Source organism: Streptomyces niveus (assembly GCF_001723055.1).
Classification (GTDB): Bacteria; Actinomycetota; Actinomycetes; order Streptomycetales; family Streptomycetaceae; genus Streptomyces; species Streptomyces niveus.
In genome coordinates, this window is sequence record NZ_MDCR01000491.1 from 1 (window position 1) to 10,255 (window position 10,255).

11 protein-coding genes are annotated in these 10,255 nt (G+C 70.8%); 2 read left to right on the forward strand and 9 right to left on the reverse strand.

Going from position 1 to position 10,255, the window contains the following annotated elements; translation table 11 throughout:
• Positions 1-189 precede the first annotated feature (189 nt).
• The 3 genes from BHU15_RS36640 to BHU15_RS36650 all read right to left on the reverse strand — a co-directional run bounded on the left by BHU15_RS36640 (position 190) and on the right by BHU15_RS36650 (position 3,040).
• A complete protein-coding gene (locus BHU15_RS36640) occupies positions 190-1,089 on the reverse strand; it encodes an ABC transporter ATP-binding protein (RefSeq protein ID WP_079128631.1) in 900 nt (299 codons plus the stop codon).
• Positions 1,086-2,102 (reverse strand): ABC transporter substrate-binding protein, encoded by a 1,017-nt coding sequence (locus BHU15_RS36645; RefSeq protein WP_023537236.1) that lies wholly within the window; start codon positions 2,100-2,102, stop codon positions 1,086-1,088. Before BHU15_RS36645 ends, BHU15_RS36640 begins: the two co-directional genes overlap by 4 nt.
• 89 nt (positions 2,103-2,191) lie before the next feature.
• Positions 2,192-3,040, reverse strand: a complete 849-nt coding sequence (locus BHU15_RS36650) for an ABC transporter permease (RefSeq protein WP_106962546.1) — start codon at positions 3,038-3,040, stop codon at positions 2,192-2,194.
• A gap of 260 nt (positions 3,041-3,300) precedes the next feature.
• Between BHU15_RS36650 and BHU15_RS36655 the strand changes: the two genes are divergently transcribed.
• Entirely contained in the window at positions 3,301-4,353 is a 1,053-nt protein-coding gene (locus tag BHU15_RS36655; RefSeq protein ID WP_069631032.1) for a LacI family DNA-binding transcriptional regulator, read from the forward strand.
• A gap of 2 nt (positions 4,354-4,355) precedes the next feature.
• A complete protein-coding gene (locus BHU15_RS36660) occupies positions 4,356-5,510 on the forward strand; it encodes a mandelate racemase/muconate lactonizing enzyme family protein (RefSeq protein ID WP_255293304.1) in 1,155 nt (384 codons plus the stop codon).
• 20 nt (positions 5,511-5,530) lie between these two features.
• Here BHU15_RS36660 and BHU15_RS36665 read toward each other — a convergent pair whose 3' ends face one another.
• The 6 genes from BHU15_RS36665 to BHU15_RS36690 all read right to left on the reverse strand — a co-directional run.
• Positions 5,531-6,061, reverse strand: coding sequence for a GAF domain-containing protein (locus BHU15_RS36665; protein WP_069631034.1), 531 nt, complete (start codon positions 6,059-6,061; stop codon positions 5,531-5,533).
• The gene (locus BHU15_RS36670; protein ID WP_079128632.1) at positions 6,058-6,711 is read right to left on the reverse strand and encodes a GTP-binding protein; all 654 of its coding nucleotides are present in this window, start codon (positions 6,709-6,711) and stop codon (positions 6,058-6,060) included. The genes BHU15_RS36665 and BHU15_RS36670 overlap by 4 nt, the downstream gene beginning before the upstream one ends.
• On the reverse strand, positions 6,689-7,060 hold the full coding sequence (locus BHU15_RS36675; RefSeq protein ID WP_171907029.1) for a DUF742 domain-containing protein: 372 nt from the start codon (positions 7,058-7,060) through the stop codon (positions 6,689-6,691). Before BHU15_RS36675 ends, BHU15_RS36670 begins: the two co-directional genes overlap by 23 nt.
• A gap of 2 nt (positions 7,061-7,062) precedes the next feature.
• Positions 7,063-7,500 (reverse strand): roadblock/LC7 domain-containing protein, encoded by a 438-nt coding sequence (locus BHU15_RS36680; RefSeq protein WP_023537243.1) that lies wholly within the window; start codon positions 7,498-7,500, stop codon positions 7,063-7,065.
• Between the two features lie 12 nt (positions 7,501-7,512).
• The gene (locus BHU15_RS36685) at positions 7,513-9,441 is read right to left on the reverse strand and encodes a sensor histidine kinase (protein WP_069631035.1); all 1,929 of its coding nucleotides are present in this window, start codon (positions 9,439-9,441) and stop codon (positions 7,513-7,515) included.
• A 283-nt stretch (positions 9,442-9,724) separates the two neighbouring features.
• Positions 9,725-10,255 (reverse strand): SIS domain-containing protein (locus BHU15_RS36690; RefSeq protein ID WP_368483238.1); only part of this gene is annotated, 531 nt, incomplete at its 5' end.

Consider the following 10,255-nt stretch of genomic DNA (forward strand, 5'->3'; position numbering starts at 1 on the left):
GCTCACCCGGTGAGACCGCGCAGCGCCGGGCCGGGTGTGCGCCGCGCGGTCTCACCGGGTGAGCGGGCCCCGGTCGGTACGGGGCACGGGCACCGTGCGACGCGGCGCACACGGGCGAGGCGGCGGCACGCCGACACGTCGTGCCACCACCTCGCCCGGTTCATGGGACCGGTCCTTCGGTCCTCCCCTTCAGTCCTCCGACGACGCCGCGCCCAGCAGTTCCCTGATGTGCGTCGTCGCCTCGCGGAACTCCGGCCGGGCCAGCGTCTCCACGTAGTCCCGCTCCGGCGGCAGCCCCACGTCGATGATCTCCGTGATCGTGCCGGGCCGCGGGCTCATCACCACGACCCGGTTCGCCAGATAGACCGCCTCCGAGATGGAGTGCGTGACCAGCAGCACGGTGGTGCCGGTCTCCCGCCAGATGCGGTTCAGCTCCATGTTCATCTGCTCGCGTGTCAGCGCGTCGAGCGCGCCGAACGGCTCGTCCATCAGCAGCACCGGCGGCTGGTGCAGCAGCGCCCGGCACAGGGCCACCCGCTGCTGCATGCCGCCCGACAGCTCGTGCGGATAGGCGTCCTCGAAGCCGCCGAGGCCGGTCATCTCGATGAGTTCGTCGGCGCGGGCGCGCGCCTCGTCGTTCGGCATCCGGCGCATCTCCGCCTGGAGGAGGATGTTGCGCCGGGCGCTGCGCCACTCCAGGAGGGCGGCCCGCTGGAAGACGTAACCGATGTCGGGCCGTGGCCCGTCGACCCGCTCACCGTGGAGCAGTACGTCACCGGCGGACGCCTTCAGCAGCCCGGCGACCAGCTTGAGCAGCGTCGACTTGCCGCACCCCGAGGGGCCGACGATCGCCACGAACTCGCCCATGGGTACGTCGAGCGACACGTCCCGCAGGGCGGTGACGTCGCGGTCCTTCGTACGGAAGCGCACGGCGACGTCGTTCAGGGAGACGGCAGCCGCGCCGCCCTTCGCCGTGTCGTCCTTGCTCAGACCGGCCTTGCCCGAACTGGTCCTGCCCGGACTGGTCTTGCTCACACCGCTCCTGCTCACGTCACGCTCCCGGAGAGTCGATTCCCTGGGCATCGTCATCCCTTCAGTGCCGAGCTGTCCCAGTAATCCGCCGGCGCCTTCGGGTTCTTCACCAGACCGGCCTCCGCGAAGACGTCGATGGTCTCCTGCCAGTCAGCCTCGGTGTTGAGCCCCGGAGCCTTGCCCTGGGTCGAGTCGGTGTGCAGCAGCGTCATCGTCGTCGCGAACTGCTCGGTCAGTACGGCCTTCGGCGGCAGTTGCTCGGACGCGCCCTCCATCGCGGCGACCGCGGGCTCCGGCGCCTTCTCGGCGGCGGCCCACGCCTCGCTGACGGCCGTGGCCATGCGCTTCGTCAGATCGGCGTCCTGCTTGAGGATCTTCTGACCGGCGATCAGACCGTTGGAGTAGAAGTTGAGCCCGTTCTCCGAGAAGCGCAGATACTCGACGTCCTTCTTGGCCTTGTCCGCCATGGTCGGGCCCTGATCGCTCGCGTAGCCGAGCAGCGCGTCCGTCTTCCCGGAGATCACCGCGGCGATCTTCCCCGCCGGGTCGGTGTTCTGGATCTTGACGTCCGACAGCTTGAGGTTGTTCTTCTCCAGGAAGATCGGGAACGTCTTGGTGAGCGCGTCACCGGCCGTGCCCGCGATCGTCTTGCCCTTGATGTCGGCGGGCGTCTTGATGTTCTGGTCGGCGAAGAACTGCACGGACGACGGCGTCGTCTGGAGCATCACACCGAGGCTCTTGACGTTGACGCCCTGGTCGACGCCGCTGATCACGGCGGGAGTGTCCGCCCAGCCGAAGTCGGTCTGCCCGGCGGCGGTGGCCTGGACGGTCTTCTGCGAGCCCTGGCCCGCCCGGATCTCCAGGTCGATGCCGTGCTTCTCGAAGATCTTCTCCTTCACGCCGTAGTAGAAGGGCGCGTGCTCGCCGTACGGGTACCAGTTGAGCGTCAGCGTCACCTTGTCGAGCTTCTTGCCCGAGTCGCTGGTGGTGGTGGAGTCGCCGTCCTCGCCGCAGGCGGTGGCGACCAGGAGAAGCGGCACGAGGCCGATCAGGAGTCTGCGGGAGTGCATGGCTGGCCCTTCTCGGATGGAACGGAGGACAGGTCTCTTCGGGTGGTCGGGCTGACCGGGGTGACCGGAATTCCCGGCGTCGTCGGGGCTCAGAACGAGGTCGTGACGTTGTTGTCCCGGCGGCTGGCGTGCCAGGGCAGAAGGAGCTTCTCGGCGATCTCGACCAGGACGAACAGGACGACGCCGATGAACGACATGACCAGCAGGCCGGCGAAGAGCATCGGGGTGTCGAGGTTGCCGTTGGCCTGGAGGATCACATAGCCCAGGCCCTCGTTGGCGCCGACGAACTCGCCCACGACGGCGCCGGTGACAGCGAGCGTCACCGCGACCTTGAGGCCCGAGAACAGATGAGGCAGCGAGGCGGGGAAGCGGATCTTGGCGAAGGTCTGCCACGGCTTCGCGCCCATCGTCGCGGAGAGCTGGAGCATCTCGGGGTCGACCGCCTTGAGGCCGGTGACCATGGAGATCACGACCGGGAAGAAGGCGATGAGGACCGCGATGAGGACCTTCGGCGTGATGCCGAAGCCGAGCCAGACGACGAACAGGGGCGCGATGGCGATCTTCGGGACGACCTGGGCGAAGAGCAGGATCGGGTAGAGGGTCTTCTCGACGGTCGACGAGTAGACCATCACGACCGCCGCGAGTACGCCGACGGCGACCGCGATGACGAAGCCGAGCAGCGTCTCGTAGGTGGTCACCCACGTGTGTTCCCAGAGGTAACTGGTCTTGCCCGTCAGCACGTCCAGGGTCGCCCCGGGCGACGGGACGAGATACGGCTCGACCAGCTCGGCGGCGGCGACGGCCCACCACGCGACGAAGCACGCGAGCAGCAGCGCGACGGGCCGCCAACTGGTCTCGACGGCCTTGCCGAACCGCTCCCCCGCTCCTGGCCTGTTGCGTGTGGCGACTCCCGCGATCTCTTTGGTCGGTCCCGGCATGACGCTCTGGCTCACAGTGAACTCCTCGGGAATCAGGAGCGGTTACTAGTCGCTGTCCGATCCTCTGCTGTACCGGTTGCCGTTCTGCCGTACCGGAAGAAGCGCTTTCAGAAAGCGCTTTCTGGTAAGGTGATCGCCACGCTAATGACTGCTTGTCCGAACGGTCAATAGGTCGTCCGGAAGTTTCGGGGCCCCGCCAAGGGCCTTGCCGCCACCGCGACTCGGGGGCCGACTTGACTGATCGGGAAGCACGGAGCCATGTGACGCTCGACGTCGTGGCACGTCACGCGGGTGTCTCCCTCGCGACCGCGTCCAGAGCGCTGAACGGCACGACCCGCGTCCGGGACGAACTGCGCGAACGGGTGCGGGCGGCAGCGGATTTGCTCGGTTACATTCCCAACGCGCACGCCCAGGCGCTCGCCAGTTCGTCCAGCAACACGGTCGGGCTGATCTGCCACGACGTGGGCGATCCGTACTTCGCCGCGATCGCCGACGGTGTGATGCGGGCAGCCGCCGAACAGGACGTCCTGGTCATGCTGGCGAGCACCTTCCGGGAGCCGGCGAGGGAGATCGAGTACGTCTCCATCCTCCGCGCCCAGCGGGCCCGCGCCATCCTGCTGATCGGCTCGGGCTTCCAGGACCGCACCTGGGAAAGGGCGTTGAGCGCCGAGTTGGACCCGTACATCCGCGCGGGCGGCCGGGTCGCCGTCGTCAGCCGGCACCGCAGCGTGCGCGCCGACGCCGTCCTGCCCGAGAACCGCGCGGGTGCCGCGGCGCTGGCCCGCGCCCTGCTGGCGCTCGGCCACCGACGGTTCGCGGTGCTGAGCGGGCCGCCCGAACTGACCACCGTCGCCGACCGGTTGGCCGGTTTCCGGGAAGGGCTCGCCGAGGCCGGGATCACCCTCGACCGGGACTGCGTGGTCGAGGGTGCGTTCACCCGCGACGGCGGCTACGCGGCGGCCCGCGAACTCCTCGCCCGCCGGGCCCGCCCCACCTGCGTCTTCGGCGTGACGGACGTGATGGCGGTGGGCGCGCTCGCCGCGTTCAGGGAGGCGGGCATCGACGTACCCGCCGACATCTCCCTCGCAGGCTTCGACGACATCCCGCTCGTACGGGAGTTGACTCCCCCGCTCACCACCGTCGCCCTGCCGCTGACCGAGATGGGACAGCACGCGATCTCGCTGGCGCTGCGCGAGCCGCACGGACAGCGTTCGCGGGTGCTCCGGGTGGGCGGCGAGGTGGTGGTGCGGGCCAGCACGGGGCCACCGCCGCCGGACGGGACGACGAACAGCGGTGCGGGAAAGGGGATATGAACGTGGATCAGAACGCGCCGAGGATCGACCGCGTCGAGACGTTCGCCGTGGAGCTGCCCACCCACCGCTCCTTCGGCGTCGCGGGCGGCTCGGTGGCCGTCGCCGGGAGACCGTCCGTCCGGATCCTGGTCCGGGTCGGCGCCGACGGGCTGTACGGGTGGGGCGAGGCGACGCCCATCCCCGCCTGGACGTACGAGACCGCCGAATCGATCGTGACCACGATCGACCGCTATCTCGCGCCCGCGGTCATCGGCACACCCGTGTGGAATCTGGACGCCGTCGACACCGCCTTCGACCGGGCGGTCAACCGGGGCCTAACCATCGGCGCGCCGCTCGCCAAGAGCGCCGTGGACGTGGCGCTGCACGATCTGCTCGGCAGGGCGGCGGGCGTGCCGCTCGGTGTGCTGTGGGGGCAACGCCGCACCTCCACCGTCAAGTTGGGCTGGATCGTCTCCGGCCAGTCGCCCGCCGAGGTGGGTGACAGCGTCGCGGAGGGCCGGGAGGAGGGGTATCGCGCCTTCAAGGTCAAGATCGGGCTGCACGACGAGGACACCGACGCGGCCGTGGTCGCCGCCGTACGCGAACACGCCCCGGACGCACCGCTGTGGGTCGACGCCAACCAGGCCTACACGGTGCCCGTCGCCCTGCGGATGGCCCGACGGCTGGACGCGCTCGGGGTCACCGCCTTCGAACAGCCCCTGCCCGCCAACGACATCGCCGGGCTGCGACGGCTGCGGGACCTGTCGGCCGTACCGGTGGCGCTGGACGAGAGCCTGCGGCATCCGAGCGATCTGGCGACGTTCGTACGGCTCGGGGCGGTCGATGTCGCGATCGCCAAGGTTCAGCGCAGCGGCGGACTCACGCTGTCGCGGCGGCTGTGCTCGCTCGCCGAGGACTGCGGGGTCGAGCTGATGGGGTCGGGGCTCACGGAGTCGGACCTGGGGCTGGCCGCGTCGCTGCATCTGTTCGCGGCGTACGGCATCACGACACCCGTCGATCTCAACGGGCGCCAGTTCATCGGCTCGCCGTACGCGGGCGAGACGGTACGGGTCGCGAACGGCACCGCGCTGGTGCCGGACGGGCCGGGGCTCGGGGTGGAGGTGGACGAGTCGGTGGTGCGCGAACTGGCCGTCGACGTACTGGAACACCGTTCCTGACGGTGCGAATTGACGGGTGATCAGATACCGCCGCCGTCCTCTCTGCGCCGTATCTGCTCCGACAGCTCCGCGGCCAGCGACTTGACCGTCTCCAGCCCGGCTCTCCCCCACTGCCGGGGCCGGGTGTCGACCACGCACACCGTGCCGAGGGCGATGCCGGTCCGGTCGATCAGGGGCACGCCCAGATACGAGCGCAGGCCGGTCTCGTCCACCACGGCGTTTCCGGCGAAGCGCGGGAAGTCGCGTACGTCCTCCAGGACGAGCGCCTTGCGCCGTACCACCACATGGGGGCAGTAGCCGTGGTCCCGGTCCCGGAGACGGCCCGTCTCGGGGGCCGGGCTGTGCAGCCCGGCGTAGAACTGCCGTTCCTCGTCGACGAAGTTGACCATCGCGTACGGCGCGCCCGCGAGTTGGGCCAGATGCAGTGCGAAGGCGTCGAACGCGGGCTCGGGCCGCTCGCCGATCCCGAGCAGCCGCAGCCGCCGTACGCGGTCGGGCGCGTCCAGGTCGACGGGAGTCAGGAGCAGCCGCCCGATGGGGTCGTACCTCACAAGGACACCTGGCCGTCCAGCGGCACCCCGTCGTCCCGCTGCACCACCGCGTCGTCCTGGCCGGGGCCGCCCGGCACGGCGGTGAGCAAATGCTGGACGAGGGTGACCAGGGTCTGGATCCCGGAGCTGGCGATACGCGCGTCGCATATCACGACGGGCACGTCCGGGCGGAGATCGATCGCCGCCCGTACCTCTTCCGGGTCGTAACGGAAGCTGCCGTCGAACTCGTTGACCGCGACGACGAATCCGATGCCGCGCTGCTCGAAGAAGTCCACGGCGGAGAACGAGTTCTCCAGTCGACGTGTGTCGGCGAGGACGATCGCGCCGAGCGCGCCCCGGCACAGCTCGTCCCACATGAACCAGAAGCGTTCCTGGCCGGGGGTGCCGAAGAGATAGAGCACATGGCGCTCGTCGAGAGTTATCCGGCCGAAGTCCATGGCGACGGTGGTCGAGGTCTTCAGCTCGACGCCCGTCAGATCGTCCGTCTCGGCCCCGACCTGGGTGAGCAGTTCCTCGGTGCTCAGCGGTGCGATCTCGCTGACCGATCCCACGAATGTCGTCTTGCCCACCCCGAAGCCACCGGCCACCAGGACCTTGAGCGCGGTGGGGAACGGGGTGGGGAAGGAGTCAGAGCTGTCGTCGTAGGCCATCGAGTACTGCCTCCAGAAGGGAACAGTCGCTGGGATTGTCGAAGTTGTGCGGTGGCCGGACGGTGACCGCGCCGCTGTCCATCAGGTCCGAGAGCAGGATCTTCGTGACGACGGCGGGCAGCCGCAGATGCCCGGCGATCTCCGCCACCGACGTCGGCCCCTGGCAGAGGCCGAGCGCCTCGCTGTGCTCGGGGCCGAAGTACATCTGGCTCGCGGCGCCCGTGGCCATGACCAGTGACATCAGATCCAGCTCCGCCGTCGGGCGGGTCCGGCCGCCGCTGACCGTGTAGGGGCGGATGAGCCGGCCCGCGGCCTCGTCCAGCCACGGCCCGTCCATGGGGACCGTCACGCTCACGGCCCCGTGACGCTCGATGTGGTGCCGGCCGGCTGCCTGATCGGCGTCGCCAGATAGGGCCTGACGCTCTTGACCAGCATCGCCATCTCGTATCCGAGGACGGCGGCGTCCGCCTCACGGCCCGCCAGCACGGCCAGGCAGGTGCCGGAGCCCGCCGTCGAGACGAAGAGCAGGGTGGAGTCCAGCTCCACCACCACCTGACGCACCTCGCTGGTGTCGCCGAAGCGCGCTCCGGCGCTGCGGCCGAGCGAGTAGAGGCCCGAGGCGAGAGCGGCCATGTGGTCGGCGCTGTCGGGGTCGAGGCCGTGGACGGACCGGACGAGTCCGTCGGAGGAGAGAAGTACCGCGCTGCGGGTGTACGGCACCCGTTGGACCAGGCCGCTGAGCAGCCAGTCGAGGTCGGAGACGTGGCCTGTCGGCGCATCGCTCGCCATGGTGATCTACTCCTAGTGGGGGTTGTCCAGGTCCTGGCGTCGCGGATCCGGCAGGTCCGCCACGGGCTCGGGAGCCGGGGCTGGTACGGGGGCTGAGGCGGGGAGTTGGGCGGAGTCCGCGGCGGGCTGGGCGGCCTCGGCGAGGCCGATGCCGCGCTGGAAGGCGGCCATCAGACCGGGATCGTGGAGAATCGGTTCGCCGTCGTCGCCGGGCGGGGCGGGCGCGTCCCGCAGTTGGGGGACGAGATGCTCCTGGCTGCGCCGCTTGGGCAGTTGGGGCCGGTCCATGGTGCCGCGCACGACGCCGGGTAGGGAGAGGTCGTCCGGCACCGGCCGGTACTCCGGCTGGAACTGGGGCCCGGGGTCCGGCTGAGTGTCCGGCGGGGGCGGCTCGGGCGGCTGGGGCCGCGAGATCGAGCTGGTACGCGCGCCACGCTCGCCGCGCACGGGCAGCGGCCGGCGCCCCGAGGTCCGCCGGTGCGAGCGTTGCCCCCGGGGCTGCTGCGGATTCGGCTGCTGGTTCTCCGGTACGGCGCCGGGCTCCGCCTCGTACGCCTGCGGGGGCATGGGCGGAGACACAGGTTCGGGCGCGGGCAGAGGCACGGGCGCGGGCTCGGGCAGTGGCGTGGGCGGCCCGGTCGTCGCGGCTCCCGGCGTCCGGCCGGCCTCCCCCGTACCGTCGCCGTCGGCGCCCAACAGGGCCCGTGGCAGCACCAGTACGGCCTGGATGCCGCCGTAGATGTTGGCGTGCAGCCGGACGGCGATGCCGTGCCGGCGGGCCAGGGCCGACACCACGAAGAGCCCGATCCGTCCGTCCTGGAGCAGATGGGCGACGTTGACCTGGTCGGGGTCGGCGAGCAGGGCGTTCATCCGCTTCTGCTCGTCTGCGGGCATGCCGAGCCCGCGGTCCTCGACCTCGATGGCCAGCCCGGAGGTCACCTGCTGCGCGCGGAGCAGTACTTGGGTGTGCGGCGCGGAGAACAGCGTGGCGTTCTCGACCAGTTCGGCCAGCAGGTGGACGACGTCGGCGACGGCGTGGCCGCGCAGGGCGCCGTTGACGGGCGGGACGAGTTTGACGCGCGGGTACTGCTCCACCTCGGCGATGGCCGAGCGCAGTACCTCGGTCAGGGCGACCGGCCGGCTCCACTGTCGGCGCGAGATGGCTCCGCCGAGTACGGCGAGGTTCTCGGCGTGCCGGCGGATGCGGGTGGCGAGATGGTCGACGTGGAAGAGACCTTTCAGCAGGTCCGGGTCCTCGACCTGGTTCTCCAGCTCGTCCAGGAGCTGGATCTCCCGGTGGACGAGCGACTGGAGCCGGCGGGCGAGGTTGACGAAGACCTCGACCTTCTGTTCGTTGCCGACGCTGCTCGACAGCCGGGACGCCTGGACGACGGCGGCGACCGCCGCCTCCTGGGAGCGGGCCAGTTCATGGGCGAGCAGGTCGAGTTCGTCGCCGGCGGGCGCCGGTGGCGGGGGTGTGCGGCGCGGTGGCGGGCCCTCTCCCCGGCGGAGCTGTTCCACGACACCGCGCAGGTCGGCGCGGGCGCGGGCGCTCGACCGGCGCAGCGCGTGGCCGCGGTCGGTGACGGATTTCGCGGCGCGGTCGGCGCCGATGGCGGCGGCCGTGGCCGCGACGGCGCCGATGAGTACCGTGCCGGCGACGGCGGCCCAGATCTCTGGAGTCGGTCGGACCCCGCCGGAGCGGATGGTGACGAGCAGGGCGAGCAGGCCGCCGAGCGTGGTTATGACGGTCGGCAGTACGGCGGCGCGCTGGAGTTGGGGGCGTATACGTGCTTCGGGCGGCGCCGGCCTGTCGGGCCTCCGGGTCGCCGGGCCCTTGGCCGGTGCCGGTTTGGCCGAGGGCGTGCGGCTGCCCGGCCGGCCGTGCCGGCCGCCTTCTCGGCGGTCGGGTCGCGCGGTGGGTGCGCGAAGTTGCGACATCAGTGTCCTCGGTACGTGGGGCCCCAGGCTGGGTGTTCAGTTGCGGTGTCGTCGGTGGGTGGCGGCGGGCGGACATGCGGAAGAAGCCCAGCGTTGATCACCGAGCACTCACGGTAGTTGGCGAATAGTCAGTTGTGGCGGGCAGTTGACGAACTTGCCCACAGAGCATCCCGCTCTGGTATGAGTCGTCGCACAACAGTCCGAAACAGTGCAATCGCCTTGAGGGCCGGAGCTGTTGCCCACGTCTCCGGCCCTCGCCCTCCGCCGCCGGGCGGGACGCCGGCTACTCGCCGGCGAGGATCACCGAGCGGGTGAGGTGGCGCGGCCGGTCCGGGTCGAGACCCCGCGCGTCGGCGAGCGCGAGTGCCAGGCGCTGGATCCGTACGAGCTCGGCCAGCGGGTCGAGTTCACCGGCCACCCACAGTCCGCCGGTGGCGCCGACCTGCTCGGCGAGCCCGTCGGGCGCGGCGCCGAGCAGCCAGGTCGCCGTGCCCTTGGTGGTGATGCTGATGGGGCCGTGCCGGTACTCCATCGCGGGGTACGACTCCGTCCAGGCGAGCGCCGCCTCGCGCATCTTGAGCGCCCCCTCGTTGGCCAGTCCGACGGTCCAGCCCTGGCCGAGGAAGGTGAACTGCGAGCAGTCGGTGATCCCTTCGGGCAGCGGCTCCGCCACGGCCCGCTCGCCGTCGGCCACCACGGACGCGGTGTGCAGGCCGAGGTGGGCGCGGAGGAGGGTCAGGGCCGTGGTGGCGAACCGGGTCTGGACGACGGACTGTTCGTCGGCGAAGTCCAGGACGACCAGGTCGTCGGCGGC

Excerpts from the sequence above, each read along its gene's own strand:
- BHU15_RS36640 (WP_079128631.1), bottom strand. The coding sequence starts at position 1,089 with ATGACGATGCCCAGGGAATCGACTCTCCGGGAGCGTGACGTGAGCAGG.
- BHU15_RS36645 (WP_023537236.1), bottom strand. The coding sequence starts at position 2,102 with ATGCACTCCCGCAGACTCCTGATCGGCCTCGTGCCGCTTCTCCTGGTC.
- BHU15_RS36650 (WP_106962546.1), bottom strand. The coding sequence starts at position 3,040 with ATGCCGGGACCGACCAAAGAGATCGCGGGAGTCGCCACACGCAACAGG.
- BHU15_RS36670 (WP_079128632.1), bottom strand. The coding sequence starts at position 6,711 with ATGGCCTACGACGACAGCTCTGACTCCTTCCCCACCCCGTTCCCCACC.
- BHU15_RS36680 (WP_023537243.1), bottom strand. The coding sequence starts at position 7,500 with ATGGCGAGCGATGCGCCGACAGGCCACGTCTCCGACCTCGACTGGCTG.
- BHU15_RS36685 (WP_069631035.1), bottom strand. The coding sequence starts at position 9,441 with ATGTCGCAACTTCGCGCACCCACCGCGCGACCCGACCGCCGAGAAGGC.